The following is a 17,349-nucleotide window of genomic DNA, read 5'->3' on the forward strand; positions in this document are numbered from 1 at the left end:
TCGTCACGGGGCCACCTCCGGACCCCCTTCCACCAGCCGCCTTCTCCGGCCCTCCGCACTTTTTTCCGACTCGTACCCGCATCCGAATATCGACAACACCCGACATATCGGCCCGGGTTGGCCGGAGGCGAGTGACACGAAGCGGTAACGGCAACAAGAATGCGGTGGGTGACGCACTCCGGGGCTTCCGGAGGGGCGTCCGCAATCGGGGTGGGCCAGGCCGTTCGGCGGCGCGGGCCCGTGCGTGAAGGGCCGAGGAGGACCGGGTGACCACCTATGACGAGCGAACGAACCTCACTGATCTGACCACCACGACGGAGCGGGTGCGCGGGTCGGTGGAGCGCGTGATCGAGGGCAAGCCCGAGGTCGTGCGGATCGCGCTGACCGTGCTGCTCGCCGAGGGTCACCTGCTGATCGAGGACGTGCCCGGAGTCGGCAAGACCATGCTGGCCAAGGCGCTGGCCCGGTCCATCGACTGCTCGGTGCGCCGCATCCAGTTCACCCCGGACCTGCTGCCCTCGGACATCACCGGGGTGTCCGTCTTCGACCAGCAGCGCAAGGACTTCGAGTTCAAGCCGGGCGCCATCTTCGCCCAGATCGTGATCGGCGACGAGATCAACCGCGCGTCGCCCAAGACGCAGTCCGCCCTCCTCGAATCGATGGAGGAGCGGCAGGTCACGACCGACGGGCAGACCTACGCGCTGCCCGACCCCTTCATGGTCGTCGCGACCCAGAACCCGGTCGAGATGGAGGGCACCTACCCGCTGCCGGAGGCCCAGCGCGACCGGTTCATGGCCCGGGTGTCCATGGGCTACCCCAGCCTCGACGCCGAGCTGCGGATGCTCGACGTGCACGGCGGGGTCCCGCCGCTGGACGACCTCCAGCCGGTGGCCCACGCCCAGGACATCGTGAAGCTGATCGACGCGGTCCGCTCGGTGTACGTGGCCGAGTCGGTGCGGCGGTACACCGTCGAGCTGGTCCAGGCCACCCGCAGCCACCCCGACCTGCGGCTCGGCGCCTCCCCCCGGGCCAGCCTCCATCTGCTGCGCGCGGCAAAGGCGTCGGCGGCCCTCGGCGGCCGGGACTACGCGCTGCCCGACGACGTCCAGGCGCTCGCCGTACCGGTACTCGCCCACCGTCTGCTGCCCACCGCCCAGGCCCAGCTGAACCGCCGCACGGCGGAGCAGGTGGTGGCGGAGATCCTGCAGCGCACGCCCGTACCCACCTCGCCGGACGACCGGTCCGCCGGCCGGCGCGTAGCCCCGTACCCGCAGGGCGGTCCGGCGTACGCGCCCGGCACGCGGCGGCCGTGATGGCGGACACGCACCGGGGTCCGGGCCCCCGTGGCGGGGTGGCCGGCGACGAAGCGGACGGCGGCAGAGGCACCCTGCGGGCGGCCCTGGGCGGGCTGACCACCCGGGGGCGCTCCTTCCTGGCCGCCGGGATCGCCGCCGCGATCTGCGCCTACGTCCTGGGCCAGGCCGATCTGCTCCGGGTCGGCCTGCTGCTCGCCGTGCTGCCACTCGTCTGCGTCGCCGCGCTCCACCGCACCCGTTACCGGGTCGTCGGCACGCGGTGGCTGTCGCCCTCGCGGGTGCCGGCGGGTTCGGAGGCGCGGGTGCACCTGCGGGTGGACAACGCCTCCCGGCTTCCCTCCGGGCTGCTGATGCTGCAGGACCGCGTTCCGTACGTGCTCGGCCCGAGGCCCCGTTTCGTGCTGGACCGGGTCGAGGCCGGCGGGCGGCGGGAGGTCTCCTACCGGGTCCGCTCGGACCTGCGGGGCCGGTACCCGCTGGGGCCGTTGCAGCTGCGGCTCGCCGACCCGTTCGGAATGTGCGAGCTGACCCGCTCCTTCAGCGCCCACGACACCCTGGTGGTGATCCCCCGCACCCAGGCCCTCCCCCCGCTCCGGCTCACCGGGGCGGCCTCCGGCTACGGCGACGGGCGTCAGCGGTCGCTCGCCCAGGCGGGCGAGGACGACGTGCTGCCGCGCGGTTACCGGCACGGCGACGACCTGCGCCGGGTCCACTGGCGCTCCACCGCCCGTTACGGCGAGCTGATGGTGCGCCGTGAGGAGCAGCCCCAGCGGGCGCGGGCCTCGGTGCTGCTGGACACCCGGCGGGAGGCCTTCCGTGGCTCCGGGCCGGAGTCGGCGTTCGAGTGGGCGGTGGCCGCGGCGGCCTCCGCGCTGGCGCACCTGGTGGAGCGGGGCTTCGCGGTGCGGCTGCTGACGGACGAGGGCGGTGCGATGCCCGGTGGCGGTGCGATGCCGGGTGGCGGCGGAAGCGGATTTTCCGGTTCGGCCGGATCTTTCGGTTCCTCCGGTTCCTCGGGTTCCTCCGGTTCGGAGCACGCGTCCGCCGAGGCGGCCGGGCTGATGATGGACACCCTCGCGGTCGTCGAGCACTCCGACGCCGGCGGCCTGGGCGGCGCGCACGAGGTGCTGCGCGGCGGCCACGAGGGCCTGCTGCTCGCCTTCCTGGGCGACCTCGACGAGGAGCAGGTGGCGGTCGCGGCGGCCATGCGGCGGCGCAGCGGTGCGGCCGTCGCGTTCGTGCTGGACGGCGAGGAGTGGGCGCCGGGCGCGGGTCCGGCGCCGGCGACCCCGTTCGCGGAGCGGCTGCGGCTGCTGCGCGAAGCGGGCTGGACAGCGGTTCCGGTGCCGCCCGGGGCGGACCTCGCCCAGGTGTGGCAGCGGGCCGGACAGCCCGGTGACACCCAGCCCGCCGGTGGCGGCGCTGCGACAGGTTTCTCCGGAGGATGGTCATGAGCGGTCCCGTCCGGCTCGCCCTGTGCGCCTACGCGGCGACGCTGCTGGCGGCGGGGGCGCTGCTGCCCCTGGTCGACCCCTGGACGTGGGTGTTCGAGGCCGCGCTGCTGCTCGCGGTGCAGAGCGCGGCGGGGGCGCTGGCGCGGCGGTTCGTGCCGGCGCGCCCGGTGGCCGTCGGGGTGCAGGTGCTGGTCGCGCTGGTACTGCTGACGGCCGCGTTCGCCGGCGACCGGGCGCTGCTCGGGGTGCTGCCCGGCCCGGGTGCCGTCCAGTGGCTGGGTGACCTGCTGACGGCGGGGGCGGACGACGTCGGCCGGTACGCGATCCCCGCGCCCATGACGGACGGCATCAAGCTGCTGCTGGTCGGCGGGGTCCTGCTGATCGGGCTGCTGGTCGACGTGCTGGCGGTGACCCTGCGGGCCGCCGCACCGGCCGGGCTCCCGCTGCTCGCGCTGTACTCGGTGGCGGCGGGGCTCTCCGACGGTGGGGCGAGCCGGCTGTGGTTCGTGCTGGCGGCCTCGGGCTATCTGCTGCTCCTGCTGGCCGAGGGCCGGGACCGTACCGCCCAGTGGGGGCGGCTCTTCGCCGGCCCGGCGCGCGGCGGCCCCGCGCCCGGGGCCCGGGTGAAGTCCCCGGTGCGGACCGGGCGCCGGATCGGGGCGCTGGCGCTGGGCGTCGCGCTGGTGGTCCCGGTCGCACTGCCGGCGCTCGGCGGCGGTCTGCTGGACGGCCTGGGCGCGGGCAACGGGCGGGGTGGCGGCGGGGGCACGATCTCGGCGGTGAACCCGCTGGTCTCCCTCCAGGACAACCTCAACCAGGCGGAGAACCGGGAGGTGCTGAGGTACCGCTCCGAGGACGGTGCCGCGCAGGGGTCCTATCTGCGCATCCTCTCGCTCGACCGGTTCACCGGGGCCGAGTGGCTGCCGTCCAAGCGGGCGCTGCGGGACGTACCGAACCGGCTTCCGCAGCCGGCGGGTCTCGGGCAGGACGTCGTCACCACCGAGGTCACCTCCCAGATCACCGCGTCCGACGACTACCGGCAGGACTACCTGCCGATGCCGTATCCGGCGACCAAGGTCCGTATCGACGGCCGCTGGCGGTACGAGCCCGAGGGGCGGACCCTCATCGGCGACGGCGGCCAGACGACGGGCGGAGCGCGGTACCAGGTCAGCAGCCTGGTGGTGGAGCCGACGGCGGCGCAGCTCGCGTCGGCCGGGCTGCCCCCGGCGGACCTGACCCTGGAGTACACCGAGGTGCCGGCGTCCCTGCCGGACGTGGTGGCGGAGACCGCCGCGCAGGTCACGCAGGGCTCGGCCAACCACTACGAGCAGGCCGTGGCGTTGCAGGACTGGTTCGCGCAGAACGGCGGTTTCACCTACGACACGTCGGTGAACTCGGGCACCGGGACGGCGGCGATCGGGCGGTTCCTCAAGAACCGGCGCGGCTTCTGCGTGCACTTCTCGTTCGCCATGGCGGCGATGGCCCGGACGCTGGGTATCCCGGCACGGGTCGCGGTGGGCTTCACTCCGGGGACGACGCAGGCGGACGGGTCGGTCTCGGTGGGGCTGCGGGACGCCCACGCCTGGCCGGAGCTGTACTTCCAGGGCGTGGGGTGGACGCGCTTCGAGCCGACCCCCACGCGGGGCTCGGTGCCCTCGTACACGGTGCCCCAGGCACCCACCGGGTCCACCGACACGTCGGCCGCTCCGACCGCTTCGGCCTCGGCGCAGCCCTCGGCCGCCCCGTCCGCCTCGGAGAGCTGCTCGGCGCTGGTGCGCAAGGAGGGTGCCTGCGGGCCCTCGGCGGCACCGGTCGCCGCGAACACGGCCGGGCCGGGGTTCCCGCTGGGCACGGTGGCCCTGGTGGCGCTCGGCGTGGTGCTGGTCGTGCTGCTCCCGCTGTCGCCGCTGCTGTGGCGGACCCGGCAGCGGCGTCGCCGGCTGTACGGGTCGGGCGGGCGGACTCCCGCGGACGCGGCGGCGAGAACGCTGGCGGTCTGGCGGGAGGTCACGGACACGGCCTGGGACCACGGGATCGTCCCGGACGAGGCGCTGACCCCGCGCCGGGCCGCCGAGCGCGTCGTGCGGCTGGGCGGGCTGGAGGGTGAGGCCGCTGCGGCCCTGCACCGGGTGGCGGGAGCCGTGGAGCAGGTGCTGTACGCGCCCCGGGCGCAGCAGCCCGCCCGGCTGTCCGAGGACGCGGTGCTGGTACGGGCGGGGCTGGCCGCCCGCGCGGGCCGGCCGGCGCGGCTCCGGGCCGCGCTCGCTCCCCGCTCGGCCGTCCGGGTGGTGTGGGCGGTCTCGGAACGCCGGACGGCGCTGGCGGGACGGTTCGCGGAGCGGATGGCGGCGGCCGGCCGCTCCCTCCGCCCGTCCCGGTCCCGGGGCTGAGGCCGGGGGCCCGGGGCTGGTCCCGGTGGTCCGGGCGGGCGGGCCGTGCACCCCTGCGGGGCACGGCCCGCCCGGCGTACCCCGTCGCCTCGCGACGGCCCCGGTTGCACATGACGGAGGGGCGGCCCCCGGGTGCACATGACGGAGGGGCGGGACGCGTCGTGCGCGTCCCGCCCCTCCGTCGTACGTTCTTACGGCGTATCGGCCCTACGTCGTACCGGCCCTACGTCGTACCGGCCCTACGTCGTACGACCCCGCCCGGCTGACCGGGCGGGGGAAGACTCACTGGCCCTGTTCGTCGCGGCGGCGCTGCCACCGTTGCTCGATGCGGTTCATCACGGACCGGCGCTGCCTGGGCCCGCGCCCGGCGGCCGGTGCGCCGCGCTGCGGCTGCTCCCCGGGCTTGGGCGCCCTGCGCCAGCCGGTGACCGCGAGAACGGCACAGCCGAGCATGACGAGGAAGCCGACCACGCTGATCCAGATCTGCTGGGCGACCATTCCGGACATCAGGAGCGCGATACCCACCAGAAATCCAGCGACCGCCTGGTAAACCCGTCGCCGGGTGTACGTACGCAGCCCGCTTCCCTCAAGCGCTGTCGCGAACTTGGGATCTTCGGCGTACAGCGCTCGCTCCATCTGCTCGAGCATGCGCTGCTCGTGCTCCGAGAGCGGCACGGAGTCCTCCTCGTCGTCGGCCGCGGGGGCGACCGGTAAGCGGCCCTTCCAGGATAGGCAGGGATTCGCCCCCGGGAAACCCGCGCCCACCAGCCAGCAGCCAGTCCGTACCGCCATGTCGGTTCGGCCCTTGAGGCGTTGATTCCCCGGTGGCCGATCCGTCATGCCGGATCCTGTCACCCGATCATACGGGGCCGGGGCCCGGATCGGGGGCCCGGAGCGGGAGGGGATGCACCGAGTGCGCCCGCCTTCGCGGTGCCGGTCGGCCGCTCCCCCGTCACCCGGTGTTCCCCGGCGGGCCGCCGTCAGGCCCGGCGCTCGCCCAGGACGTGCAACTGGGTGGCGACCGAGTGGAAGGCAGGCAGCTCGGCGGCGGCCGCCTCCAGCTTCAGCAGAGCCTCCATCGCGCCCGGTTCGGTGTCCACCAGCACACCGGGGACCAGGTCTGCGAAGACCCGCACACCGTGCACCGAGGCGACGTCGAGACCCGCGTCGCGGATCAGTCCGGAGAGCTGGTCGGCGGTGAACCTGTGGGGCACCGGGTCGGCGTCCCCCCAGCGGCCCGACGGGTCGGTGAGCGCCCGGCGGGCCTCCACGAAGTGACCGGCGAGGGCGCGGGCCAGCACGGCGCCGCCCGAGCCCGCGGTGAGCAGGCTGAGGGCGCCGGACGGGCGGAGCGCCCCGACCGCGTTCCGTACGCCTTCGGCCGGGTCGTCCACGTACTCCAGGACGCCGTGGCAGAGCGCCGCGTCGAAGGTGCCGCGCTCCACCACCTCGAACAGCCCGAGGATGTCGCCCTGGACCCCTCGGACCCGGTCGGCGACGCCCGCCTCGTCGGCCCGGCGCTCCAGCGCGAAGAGGGCGTCGGGGCTGGGGTCGACGACGGTGACGCGGTGGCCCAGCCGGGCGGCGGGCACGGCAAAGTTGCCGGTGCCGCCTCCGGTGTCCAGGACTTCCAGGCTGTCGCTGCCGGTCGCCTTCACCTGACGGTCGAGGGCGCCTTTGAGGACCTCCCAGACCACGGCGGTACGGAGGGAGGCGCGGGGGCGCGGCTGGTCCGACACGGCAGATGACTCCTCGGCACAATGCCGCTGCGGGCGGCGGAGCGTGAACGGTGCAGGTGGTGCGGGTGCGCTCCTACCCTATTGCCTCCCGCTTGCCACCTCCCCCTCCCGCTCCGCCGCCCCGCGCACCGTCCGCAGGGAGCGCCGTCACCCCGCGCCGGGGCGCCCCCTCCTCGGCTGCGGGAGAGCGGGGTGGAGCCTGAGCAGCCGCTCCACCAGCCGCAGGAACATCGCCACGTCGCGCAGCAGGTCGTCGGCGTCCCGGCGGCTCGCCGCGCCGGGGAGACCGGCCTCGGCACGGGCCCGGCGCCCGGCCCCGGAGGCGAAGAGTGCGCTCCACTCGGTGAGCTCCGGCGCTATCTCCGGGAGCACCTCCCACGCGCTGCGGATGCGCTCGCGGTGGCGCTTGGAGGTCTCGGGGCGGCCGCGGGCGGCGAGTACCGCGGCCGCGGCGCGCAGGGCGGCGAGATGCGCGGTGGCGTACCGCTCGTTGGGGACGTCGAGGACGGCGGCCTCGGTCAGGCCCGCGTGGGCCTTGGCGAGGAGATCGAGGGCGGCAGGCGGGGCCCCGGCGCGGCGCGACACGGGGTGGACGTCGTCGGGCGGACCGGTGGGTGAGGGGGCAGGGCTGCCTGCGCGGCGCCCCGGGGCGGCAGCTGCGGACGAGCTGGCCATGACGATCCTCCTGTCGTCTGTGACGGCTCGGTGGCCGTATGTGTCCATGGTGGCGGGTACCACTGACAATCCGGTTCAAGCCCCATTGACCTGGCCTTTTGCTTCCGGCGTGCATTCCGGCTACTTTTTTGCACTGACCAGTCAGTTCAAAAACACTGTCGGGCGGCCTAGAACGCCGGGCAGCGCGAAGAGAGGGAGCGATGGCGGACGAAGAACCGGCGGCCACGTCGCGCGGCGCGGCCGTGGAGGTACGGGGCCTCGGGTTGCGGGGCCCGCGCGGGTGGGCGTTCCGGGGTGTGGCGTTCGACGCCGCGCCCGGCACCCTCACCGCCCTGGCCGGCCCCTCGGGCTCGGGCCGCACCTCGCTGCTGCTGGCGCTCACCGGCCGGATGCGGACGGCGGAGGGCCGTGCGAGCACCGGCGGCTACCCACTCCCGGGCAGGCTCGCGGCAGTCCGCAGGATCACCGCGCTCGGACCGGTCCCCGGCGTCAGTGAGCTCGAAGGGGCCCTCACCGTCACCGAGCATCTGCGGGAGCGCGCCCTGCTCCGGAGCCGGTACACCGGTCCCGTCCGGGCGCTGCTCCGGCCGCGCCGGGAGCGCGCGGCGGTGGGCGAACGGATCACCGAGGTGGTGAAGGACGCCGGGCTCGACCTCACCGCCCTGCCGAAGGCCGGGCGGACCCAGGCCCGGGACCTGGGGCGGCTGGACGCCCTGCGGCTCTCCGTGGCCCTGGCCCTGCTGGACGAGCCCCGGCTGCTCGCGGTCGACGACACCGACCTGGGGCTCGACGCGGCGGACCGGGCGGCGGCCTGGGAGCTGCTGCGCACCGTCGCCGCCCGGGGCACGACCGTGCTCGCGGTGTGCGCCGAGGCCCCCGAGGGCGTCCCGGCCGTACGCACCGGCCCGGACACGGAACCCGGCACCGTTGACGAGAAGGAGGCCGGCGATGCGCGCGACGGGTCTGGCCAGGCTTGAGCTGAAGCGTTTCGGCAGGGGGAAGCTGCCGCGCGCCGCGCTCGCCGCACTCCTGCTGCTGCCCCTGCTGTACGGGGCCCTCTACCTCTGGTCCTTCTGGGACCCGTACGGGCATCTGGACCGGATTCCCGTCGCCCTGGTCGACGAGGACGAGGGGGCGGCGATCCCGGACGGAGGTGGCGAGGCGGAGGGGAACGGCAAGGCGCAGGGAAGCGGCAGGGCGGCGGCCGTGGACCGGCTCGCCGTCGGTGACGAGCTCACCGCCAAGCTCCTGGACTCCAAGACCTTCGCATGGCACCGGGTGGACGCCGCCGAGGCCCGGCGGGGCGTCGAGAACGGTACGTACTACCTCTCGCTCACCCTGCCCGCCGACCTCAGCCGGCGGGTCGCGTCGAGCGGCGGCGACTCCCCCGAGACCGGCGCGCTCCAGGTGCGCACCAACGACGCCAACAACTACATCGTCGGCCAGATCTCCAGGACGGTGTTCTCCGAGATCCGCGCGGCGGCTTCGGCCGAGGCCTCGCGCGGCTTCCTCGACCGGATCTTCATCGGCTTCTCGGACATCCACGACGCGACGGCGAAGGCCGCCGCCGGAGCGGACGACCTGCGGAGCGGCATCGCGACGGCCGAGCAGGGGTCGAAGGACCTCGCCGAGGGGCTCAAGGAGAGCAAGTCCGGCAGCGAGCGGCTCTCCGACGGCATCACCGCGCTCGACCGGGGCTCCGCCGACCTGCGGACCGGATCGCGGCAGGTGGCGGACGGCACCCAGCTCCTCGCCGACCAGGTCGACCGGATCGCGGACGGCCTGAGGCCGTTCCTGAAGGACGACGGCGAGTCCGTCGGCGACACCGCCCGGCTGGTCGCCGACGCCTCGCGGACCGTGCGGGAGAACCTCGGTGAACTGGTGAAGGCGGCGCCCGTCGCGGCCACCGCCGCGCACACCGCCGCCGACGACCTCACCGCCGTCCACGCGCAGCGGTGCGAGGAGGCGCCGCTGCCCGACCCGGCCGTCTGCGATCCGCTGGCGAAGGCGGTGACGGCGGCGGCCGGGGTCGCCGCCGTGGCCGACGACGTCAGCGCCCTGGTGAAGGACGAGGACGGCGATCTCGCCGTGCTGCGCACCCGGCTGACGGTCCTGCAGCAGCGGGCGGAGGATCTCGCGGAGCACGCGCCGACGCTCGACGACGACCTGGAGTCGGCCGTGGCGAAGGTCGACGCCCTCAACGCGGGCGCGCGGCAGGTCGCCGAGGGCGCCGGGACCCTGCACTCCGGGCTGTCCACGGCGAAGTCCGGGGCCACCGCGCTGGACACCGGTGTCGGCGAGCTGAAGACCGGCGCCCTGGGCCTGGACAGCGGGCTGCACCGGCTGAGCGACGGGGCCGCCACCCTGGCGGACGGGCTGAACGACGGCGTCGGCGAGATTCCGGACTACGACGAGGCCGACCGCGACGCCCGGACCGGGGTGATGGCCGACCCGGTCCGCCTCGCCTCCTCGTCGCTCCACGCCGCTCCGAACTACGGCACCGGCTTCGCCCCGTACTTCATCCCGCTCTCCCTCTGGGTGGGCGCGATGGTGGCGTACATGCTGATGCAGCCGCTGAACCGGCGCGCCCTCGCGGCCGGTGCCTCCGCCCGCCGGACCGCGTTCGCGGGCTGGCTGCCGGTGGCCGCGACCGGTCTGGTGCAGGTCGCCGCGCTGATGTCCGTACTCCACTGGGGGCTGGGCCTGGAGATGGCGCACCCGGTGGCCACGGTCGGCTTCCTCGCCCTGGTGACCTGCTGCTTCGCGGCGATCGTGCAGTGGCTGAACGCCCGCTTCGGCGCGGCGGGACGGATTCTGGTGCTGGCGCTGCTGATGCTCCAGCTGACCTCGGCCGGCGGTACCTACCCCGTGCGGACCAGCCCCGGCTTCTTCGAGGCGGTCCACCCCTGGCTGCCGATGAGCTGGGTCGTCGACGCGCTGCGCCGGCTGATCACCGGCGGCGGGTCCGGGCCCGTCTGGCAGGGCTGCGCGGTGCTGGCGGCCTTCACGGCCGGGGCCCTCGCGCTGACCGCCGTCGCCGCCCGGCGCAGGCAGGTGTGGACCCTGGAGCGGCTGCACCCGGAGCTGAGTCTGTGAGCGCGCTCGGGGCGAACGGGCTCGGAGCACCGGCGGACCTGTGAGAATCGACCTCATGGAAAGCAGTGGCACCACGCGCCGCCAGGCGACCCGGCAGAAGCTCTACGAGGCGGCCGTGACCCTCATCGCCGAGAAGGGCTTCTCGGCGACCACGGTGGACGAGATCGCCGAGCGGGCCGGTGTGGCCAAGGGCACGGTGTACTACAACTTCAAGAGCAAGACCGAGCTCTTCGAGGAGCTGCTGCGGCACGGCGTCGGCCTGCTGACGGCGGCGCTGCGGTCGGCGGCCGAGGAGACCGCAGCGCGCGGCGGGACCCGGGTTGCCGCGCTGGACGCGATGATCCGGGCCGGGCTGGCCTTCATCGACCGTTACCCGGCCTTCACCCAGCTGTACGTGGCCGAGCTCTGGCGCACCAACCGGGCCTGGCAGTCGACCCTCCTGGTGGTGCGCCAGGAGGCGGTCGCCGTGGTGGAGGACGAGCTGCGGGCGGGGGTGGAGAACGGCGAGCTGAGCTCGGAGATCGACATCCCGCTGACCGCCGCCGCACTGGTCGGGATGGTGCTGGTGGCGGCGCTGGACTGGCAGGCGTTCCAGCCCGAGCGCTCGCTCGACGAGGTCCACTCGGCGCTGTCGCTGCTGCTGCACGGCCGGGTCAGCGGGCGCTGACGGGCCGGTACCAGCACGGCGACCGGTACGGAGAAGACGCCGGTCCGGTGGAGTTCGATCCCCCTCGAACTCCACCGGACCGGCGTCCTGCGTACTGCCGGAGGAGCCGTCCCCCGTGGCCCCGGTCTCCCGTGGCCTGCGACTCCTCCGTCGTGCGCCCCCGTTGCGTCGGAGATACGGACCGTCCGCCGCCCCGTGCCGGCGATCCGGACACCGTGCCCCTTCCGTGCCCCCCACTCTTCCGTCCCAGCGGGTGGCGGCCCATCCGCGTGCCTACTCATCCGCGCCCCTAGGTACACGTACTCAGGCCTGTGTGCGAGAGCCCACCCGCCGCCGTCGCCGGCTGGCTACGATCGCCTCCGTGTCCGTACTCCCCTTGGTCTTCACCAGCGGCTGGGCGAGCGGGATCAACGCCTACGCGGTGGTCCTGCTCCTCGGCGTCTTCGGCGCGACCGGCCTCACCGACGAGGTCCCCGCGTCCCTCCAGCGCACCGACGTCCTCGTGGTGGCCGCGCTGCTCTTCCTCCTGGAGGCGGTGGCGGACAAGATCCCGTACCTGGACACCACCTGGGACGCGGTGCACACGGTGGTCAGGCCGGTATCGGGGGCGGTCGTCGCCGCGCTGCTCGCGGGCGACTCCGGTTCGCTGCCCGAGCTGGCGGCGGGCGCTGTCGGCGGTTCGACGGCGCTGGTGAGCCATCTGGTCAAGGCCGGTACGCGGATGGCGGTCAACTCCTCCCCCGAGCCGTTCTCCAACGTCGTGGTCAGCACGGCGGAGGACCTGGGCGTGGCCGGGATCATCACCTTCGCGATATTCCATCCGGTGGCGGCGGCCTCCGTCGCGGCGGTGCTGCTGGTGCTCGGGCTGCTGGCACTCTGCCTGCTCGCCTCCCGCATCCGCCGCTTCCTCCGCCGCCGGGCGCAGCGGCGCCAGGAGCGGGCGATGGCCGGGGCCGGCCGGCACTGGCCCTACGACTGACGGCCCGAGGCTGACGGGCGTCCGCCCCAAAAGGTGGGTCCGGCCCGCAGGGTGGGTCCGCCCCAAAGGGCAGGTCCGGCCCGCAGGGGGTGGGAGCCCTCCCGCCGGGGCTCGATAAAGTCACCGGCATGGCACGAATTGCGGTGATCGGCGCCGGGACGGGCGCCATGGCGGCGGCTGCCCGGCTCGCGGTGGCAGGCCACCGGGTGACGGTGTACGAGCGGTCGGACACGTACGGCGGCTCGCTGGGGCGGCACGAGCGGGACGGCTTCGTCTTCGACACCGGTCCGGCGCTGCTGCATCTGCCGGCCGTGCAGCGCGACCTCTTCGTCAAGACCGGCAAGGAGTCCCTGGAGCAGCGGGTGACGCTGAGCCAGGTCGATCCGGCGAGCCATCACGTCTTCGCGGACGGCACCCGGGTCTCGCTTCCCAACGCCTCCCGGGCCGGGGTGGTCGCCGCCTTGGACGGGGCGCTCGGCGGGGGTGCGGGGGCCCGGTGGGGCGCGTTCCTCGACCGGGCCCGGGACGCCTGGGACCGCTCGCGGCGGCCGCTGCTGGAGGAGCCGCTGCGGCCGGACTGGCAGGTGCTCGGCCGTGACCCGTACCCGGCCGTGCGGACCCGCCGGCTGCTGCGCGGCGCGCGGCGGGCCGCCACCCTGGCCGAGGTCGGCGCGTGGGAGCTGGCCGATCCCCGGCTGGCCGCCCTGCTGGACGGCTACGCCCTGGCGTACGGCCTCGACCCGCGCGAGGCCCCGGCGAGCGCCGCGCTGCTGCCGTACATGGAGGAGACCTTCGGCACCTGGTACGTGGCGGGCGGGATGCGGGCGCTGGCCGACGCGCTGTACGAGCGGTGCCTGGCGCGGCGGGTGGAGTTCGTGTTCGGGGCGGAGGTGGTCGGGGTCGTGGAGAAGGACGGCCGGGCGGCCGGGGTGGAGCTGGCGGACGGTACGCCGGCCGAGGCCGACCACGTGGTGCTGGGCGTACGCCCCGGCCCCGGGCTTGCGCCGGGGGCGTCGGCCGCGGGGGACGTACCGGTGCAGCCGCACCCCGGGGCGGGGCCGCTGCCGGGCCGGTTCACGGTGATGCTCTCGCTGCGCGGCGGCCGGGACGCCGGGGCCCCGCACCGGACGGTGGTGCACGCCCCGGACGGTGCGGCGGAGCAGGCGGCACTCTTCGGGGGGCGGCTCGCCGAGGTGCCCACGGTCACCGTGCTGCGGCCCGACGACCCGGCGACCCGGCCGGACGAGGACCACGAGGCGGTGACGCTGGTGGCCACGGTCGCCCCGCACGGCCCGGTGGTCTGGAACGACCCCGCCCTGCGCGAGCGGTACACCGCGACGGTGGTCGCCGCCGCCGAAAAGGCGGTACCGGGTCTGCGCGGGCGGGTCCTCGACACCGAGGTGCGCACCCCCGCCGAGACGGAGGCGCAGACGGGAGCGCCCGGCGGTTCGGTGCCGCCACCCGCGCTGGCGGGGGCGGCGGGGGCCCGGCTGCACGCGGCCAACCGCACCTGGCTGCCGGGGCTCTATCTGGCGGGCGGCTGGTCGCACCCCGGGGGCGGCCTGGCGCACGCGGGGATGTCGGGCGCCCTGGTCGCCGGGCTGATCGTGGAGGGCGACGGTTTCCAGGGCTCCCGGTGAGCCGGAGCCGCGAGCCGCGAGCTCCGAACCTTGAGCCGTGAGCACTGAGCCCTGACACGACGACAGCGGCGCGTCCCCTCCCGCGAGGGGGCGCGCCGCTGTCGTCGGCCTCAGTAGCGGTACTGCTCGTTCTGGCCGGGGTCGTGGCCGGTGCCGTTGCCGTATCCGTCGTCACCGGCCGGGTAGCCGCTGCCGTACGGAGCGGGCGTGCCCTGCGGGTACTGCTCGCCCTCGCGCTGCTGCGGCACCCAGACACCGCCCGGCGGGGTGTCGGCGGAGTACGGCTGGGCGGTGTACGGCTCGCTGTACTGCTGCTGGTTCGGGTAGCCGTCGTACCCGCTCGCCCCGGGGTCGTAGCCGGTGCTGTTGCCGTAGGCGTCGTAGGACGCGTACGACCCGGCGGCCGTGCCGCCCGTACCGATGTACGGGTCGGAGTACGCCGCATAGCTGTGCTGGTCGGTGCCGTAGGCGTACCCGCCGTCGTACGAGGGGTTCTGCGCGGGCTCGCCGTAGCCGCCGTACGGGTCGTGGGCGGCGAACTGGGGCTGGGCACCGGCCGGTTGCGGCTCCTGCTGGTACTGCTCCTGGTACTCCTGGTCGCCGCTCGGCTGGGCGTACGGGCTCGTGCTCGGGCTGTACACGCCGTACTGGCCGGTCTCCTCCGGCATGGGCTCCGGCTCGTACACGGCGGCCTGTTCGTCCCGCGCGGGCGCGGCCGGTTCCTCGTACTCCAGGTCGGAGACCTCGAGGACGGGCTCCTCCTTGGCGGGGCGCCGTTCGCCGCGGCGACGGCGGCTGGCCCCGGGGCTGCCCCCTATGGCCCACCCGGTGGAGAAGCCCCGCCGGAAGGAGAGCGTCACGTAGGTCTGGCCCACCGCGAAGGCGATCGCGCCCGCGACGATGACCAGCACGGACGGGATCAGGACGCCGAGCACCACGCAGAGGAATCCGGAGAAGGCGAGAAGCCTCCAGCGCAGCCGTGCCTTGTACTGCAGCAGCACCTCACCCAGCAGCCACAACGCCACCACGCCGAAAGCGATGTAGAGGACCGTCCAGCCCACGCCCGCCCCACCTTCTACGGCCGCCGCCGCCGGATCGGGGGCGGGTACGGCCGGTCACGACTGCTTGTGCAGTCCGAGATTTTCGTAGATTTCGAGCGTTGCCGTCGAGTTGTTGAGCGTGATGAAGTGAAGTCCGGGCACACCTTCGGACAGCAGCTTCGCGCAGAACTCCGTTGCGAACTCGATGCCAATGGAGCGTACAGCGGCCGGATCGTCCTTGACGGCGTGGATGCGTTCTTCGAGGGCCCGGGGCACGGCCGCGTTGCTCAGCTGGGGAAAGCGTTCGAGCTGCTTGACGCTGGTGACCGGCATGACCTCGGGAATGATGGGCGTATCGCAACCCGCGGCGACCACGCGGTCACGCATCCGGAGATAGTCGTCGGGTTCGAAGAACATCTGGGTGATGGCGTAGTCGGCACCGGCCCGGCATTTGTCCACGAAGTGGCGGGTGTCCGCTTCCCAGTCGGTCGACCTGGGGTGCATTTCGGGAAACGCGGCGACGCCCACGCAGAAATCGCCGGACTCCTTGATGAGCCGCACCAGGTCGGCGGCGTACCGGACGCCCTCCGGGTGCTCGACCCACTCGCCCATCGGGTCGCCCGGCGGGTCTCCGCGCACCGCGAGGATGTTCCTGATCCCGGCGTCGGCGTACTGGCCGATCATGTTGCGCAGCTCCGCGACGGAGTGGTTGACCGCGGTGAGGTGCGCGACGGGGGTGAGCGTGCTGTCGGCCGCGATCTGCTGGGTCGCCCGGACCGTGCCCGCCCGGGTGGATCCTCCGGCTCCGTACGTCACGGAGACGAAGCTGGGGCCCACGGCCTCGACCCGGCGCAGCGCGTTCCAGAGGTTCCGCTCGCCCTTCTCGGTCTTGGGTGCCCAGAACTCGAAGGAGTACGACGTCTTGCCGGACGCGAGCAGCTCACGCACGGTGCGTGCGCGGTCCGTCCGGGTGGAGGAGGTGCCAAGGGCCATACCGCGAGGTTAACCAGGGTGTGGCCGTCCCCCAACCAGAGCGGGACATATGTCCGTATTGCAGTGAATACTGTCCACGCCTCGGACAGCGCGCTCCCGCCCGGTGCTCCGGCCCCCGGCGCGGGTCCGCCGCACGGGTGACGACGGGCGGGTGTCGACGGGGCGGGGGGTCAGCGCTCGCGGACGCGCTTCGCCAGGGCGGCCGCAGCCCCGGCCGGGTCGTCGGCCTCGGTGATCGCGCGGACCACCACGACGCGCCGGGCGCCGGCGTCCAGCACCTCGTCGAGATTGCCCGCGTCGATGCCTCCGATGGCGAACCACGGGCGGGGGGTGTCCAGGGAGGCGGCGTACCGCACCAGGCCGAGGCCGGGGGCGTGGCGGCCGGGCTTGGTCGGGGTGGGCCAGCAGGGGCCGGTGCAGAAGTAGTCGACGCCGGGCTGCGCGGCGGCCGCGTCCACCTCCGACTCGGCGTGCGTGGAGCGGCCGATCAGCGGGGTGTCGCCGATGATCGCGCGGGCGGCGGGGACCGGCAGGTCGCCCTGGCCGAGGTGGAGCACGTCGGCGCCGACGGCGTGGGCGACGTCCGCGCGGTCGTTGACGGCGAGGAGCCTGCCGTGGCGTGCGCAGGCCTCCGCGAACACCTGGAGGTGCTCCAGCTCTTCGGCGGCCTCCATGCCCTTGTCCCGCAGCTGGACGATGTCGACTCCGGAGGAGAGCACGGCGTCGAGGAATTCGGGGAGGTCGCCCTGCCGCCTGCGGGCGTCCGTGCACAGGTAGAGACGGGCGTCGGCGAGCAGGTGGCGCGGCGTGGACATGAAGGAGTTCCCCCGTGGGTCACCGCGGGCGCGGGCCGTGGAGTGCACGGCCCGCGACCACGTGTGCGGTCGTCTCGGTCAGACGGCGAGCGCCTGGGCGCGGCGCTTCACCTCCGTCCCGCGATTCTCGCTCAGCGCCTGCGCGGGGGTTCCCGGCAGGGTCGGGTCGGGGGTGAAGAGCCAGTCCAGCATCTCTTCGTCGGAATAGCCGTCGTCCCTCAGGAGCGTCAGGGTCCCCGCGAGGCCCTTGACCACCTTGTCGCCGTCGATGAAGGCGGCAGGCACCTGGAGCGTCCGGTTCTCACCGCGGCGCACCGCGATCAGCTGGCCTTCCTTCACCAGCTGCCGCACGCGCGTCACCTGGACATCGAGGAGTTCCGCGATGTCGGGGAGGTGGAGCCAGGCAGGGACGAGAGCATCGATCTTTGCGTCAATCTCGGTCACGAGGACAAGCGTGCCATCTGGGACCGACAGCCGGAAGCCGGGCCGACCGTACGGACCACGTCAGGACGGCGTCCGCGCAGGTCGCGCGGGGGTCGGACGGG

The 17,349-nt window shown here is 74.3% G+C and carries 15 protein-coding genes; 8 read left to right on the forward strand and 7 right to left on the reverse strand.

The window, feature by feature from the left end; translation table 11 throughout:
- Positions 1–266: 266 nt before the first annotated feature.
- Genes OG599_RS08025 through OG599_RS08035 form a run of 3 tightly spaced genes read left to right on the forward strand, consistent with a single transcriptional unit; the run spans position 267 to position 5,160 of the window.
- The gene (locus OG599_RS08025; protein WP_327175259.1) at positions 267–1,313 is read left to right on the forward strand and encodes an AAA family ATPase; all 1,047 of its coding nucleotides are present in this window, start codon (positions 267–269) and stop codon (positions 1,311–1,313) included.
- Complete coding sequence (locus tag OG599_RS08030; RefSeq protein WP_327175260.1) at positions 1,313–2,770, forward strand: DUF58 domain-containing protein; 1,458 nt, start codon at positions 1,313–1,315, stop codon at positions 2,768–2,770. The genes OG599_RS08025 and OG599_RS08030 overlap by 1 nt, the downstream gene beginning before the upstream one ends.
- Positions 2,767–5,160 carry a transglutaminase TgpA family protein gene (locus OG599_RS08035; RefSeq protein ID WP_327175261.1) on the forward strand — a complete coding sequence of 798 codons (2,394 nt, stop codon included), beginning with the start codon at positions 2,767–2,769 and terminating at the stop codon, positions 5,158–5,160. The genes OG599_RS08030 and OG599_RS08035 overlap by 4 nt, the downstream gene beginning before the upstream one ends.
- A gap of 282 nt (positions 5,161–5,442) precedes the next feature.
- Here the strand turns inward: OG599_RS08035 and OG599_RS08040 are convergent, their stop codons facing one another.
- The 3 genes from OG599_RS08040 to OG599_RS08050 all read right to left on the reverse strand — a co-directional run bounded on the left by OG599_RS08040 (position 5,443) and on the right by OG599_RS08050 (position 7,574).
- On the reverse strand, positions 5,443–5,835 hold the full coding sequence (locus OG599_RS08040; protein ID WP_327175262.1) for a DUF3040 domain-containing protein: 393 nt from the start codon (positions 5,833–5,835) through the stop codon (positions 5,443–5,445).
- Between the two features lie 305 nt (positions 5,836–6,140).
- The gene (locus OG599_RS08045; protein ID WP_327175263.1) at positions 6,141–6,899 is read right to left on the reverse strand and encodes a methyltransferase; all 759 of its coding nucleotides are present in this window, start codon (positions 6,897–6,899) and stop codon (positions 6,141–6,143) included.
- 147 nt (positions 6,900–7,046) lie between these two features.
- On the reverse strand, positions 7,047–7,574 hold the full coding sequence (locus OG599_RS08050) for an SAV_6107 family HEPN domain-containing protein (RefSeq protein ID WP_327175264.1): 528 nt from the start codon (positions 7,572–7,574) through the stop codon (positions 7,047–7,049).
- A 200-nt stretch (positions 7,575–7,774) separates the two neighbouring features.
- On the opposite strand from OG599_RS08050, the gene OG599_RS08055 reads away from it, so the two are divergent.
- The 5 genes from OG599_RS08055 (at position 7,775) to OG599_RS08075 (ending at position 13,956) form a co-directional block, all read left to right on the forward strand.
- Positions 7,775–8,551: an ATP-binding cassette domain-containing protein gene (locus tag OG599_RS08055; RefSeq protein ID WP_327175265.1), complete on the forward strand. Its 777-nt coding sequence runs from the start codon at positions 7,775–7,777 to the stop codon at positions 8,549–8,551.
- Entirely contained in the window at positions 8,523–10,670 is a 2,148-nt protein-coding gene (locus OG599_RS08060) for a YhgE/Pip domain-containing protein (protein ID WP_327175266.1), read from the forward strand. The genes OG599_RS08055 and OG599_RS08060 overlap by 29 nt, the downstream gene beginning before the upstream one ends.
- Before the next feature lie 55 nt (positions 10,671–10,725).
- The gene (locus OG599_RS08065; RefSeq protein ID WP_327175267.1) at positions 10,726–11,337 is read left to right on the forward strand and encodes a TetR/AcrR family transcriptional regulator; all 612 of its coding nucleotides are present in this window, start codon (positions 10,726–10,728) and stop codon (positions 11,335–11,337) included.
- 361 nt (positions 11,338–11,698) lie between these two features.
- Complete coding sequence (locus OG599_RS08070) at positions 11,699–12,316, forward strand: DUF4126 domain-containing protein (protein WP_327175268.1); 618 nt, start codon at positions 11,699–11,701, stop codon at positions 12,314–12,316.
- Positions 12,317–12,444: 128 nt separating this feature from the next.
- The gene (locus tag OG599_RS08075; RefSeq protein WP_327175269.1) at positions 12,445–13,956 is read left to right on the forward strand and encodes a phytoene desaturase family protein; all 1,512 of its coding nucleotides are present in this window, start codon (positions 12,445–12,447) and stop codon (positions 13,954–13,956) included.
- Positions 13,957–14,066: 110 nt separating this feature from the next.
- Here OG599_RS08075 and OG599_RS08080 read toward each other — a convergent pair whose 3' ends face one another.
- The 4 genes from OG599_RS08080 to OG599_RS08095 form a co-directional block, all read right to left on the reverse strand.
- Positions 14,067–15,017 (reverse strand): hypothetical protein, encoded by a 951-nt coding sequence (locus tag OG599_RS08080; protein WP_327175270.1) that lies wholly within the window; start codon positions 15,015–15,017, stop codon positions 14,067–14,069.
- Positions 15,018–15,071: 54 nt separating this feature from the next.
- A complete protein-coding gene (metF, locus tag OG599_RS08085) occupies positions 15,072–15,989 on the reverse strand; it encodes a methylenetetrahydrofolate reductase [NAD(P)H] (RefSeq protein ID WP_327175271.1) in 918 nt (305 codons plus the stop codon).
- A gap of 170 nt (positions 15,990–16,159) precedes the next feature.
- On the reverse strand, positions 16,160–16,804 hold the full coding sequence (gene thiE, locus OG599_RS08090; RefSeq protein ID WP_327175272.1) for a thiamine phosphate synthase: 645 nt from the start codon (positions 16,802–16,804) through the stop codon (positions 16,160–16,162).
- A 78-nt stretch (positions 16,805–16,882) separates the two neighbouring features.
- Positions 16,883–17,248 (reverse strand): Rv2175c family DNA-binding protein, encoded by a 366-nt coding sequence (locus tag OG599_RS08095; RefSeq protein ID WP_327175273.1) that lies wholly within the window; start codon positions 17,246–17,248, stop codon positions 16,883–16,885.
- Positions 17,249–17,349 lie beyond the last annotated feature (101 nt).

This window comes from Streptomyces sp. NBC_01335 (assembly GCF_035953295.1).
In the GTDB taxonomy this organism is placed as follows: Bacteria; Actinomycetota; Actinomycetes; order Streptomycetales; family Streptomycetaceae; genus Streptomyces.

Excerpts from the sequence above, each read along its gene's own strand:
- OG599_RS08030 (WP_327175260.1), top strand. The coding sequence starts at position 1,313 with ATGGCGGACACGCACCGGGGTCCGGGCCCCCGTGGCGGGGTGGCCGGC.
- OG599_RS08035 (WP_327175261.1), top strand. The coding sequence starts at position 2,767 with ATGAGCGGTCCCGTCCGGCTCGCCCTGTGCGCCTACGCGGCGACGCTG.
- OG599_RS08050 (WP_327175264.1), bottom strand. The coding sequence starts at position 7,574 with ATGGCCAGCTCGTCCGCAGCTGCCGCCCCGGGGCGCCGCGCAGGCAGC.
- OG599_RS08055 (WP_327175265.1), top strand. The coding sequence starts at position 7,775 with ATGGCGGACGAAGAACCGGCGGCCACGTCGCGCGGCGCGGCCGTGGAG.
- OG599_RS08060 (WP_327175266.1), top strand. The coding sequence starts at position 8,523 with ATGCGCGCGACGGGTCTGGCCAGGCTTGAGCTGAAGCGTTTCGGCAGG.
- OG599_RS08065 (WP_327175267.1), top strand. The coding sequence starts at position 10,726 with ATGGAAAGCAGTGGCACCACGCGCCGCCAGGCGACCCGGCAGAAGCTC.
- OG599_RS08075 (WP_327175269.1), top strand. The coding sequence starts at position 12,445 with ATGGCACGAATTGCGGTGATCGGCGCCGGGACGGGCGCCATGGCGGCG.
- metF (WP_327175271.1), bottom strand. The coding sequence starts at position 15,989 with ATGGCCCTTGGCACCTCCTCCACCCGGACGGACCGCGCACGCACCGTG.
- thiE (WP_327175272.1), bottom strand. The coding sequence starts at position 16,804 with ATGTCCACGCCGCGCCACCTGCTCGCCGACGCCCGTCTCTACCTGTGC.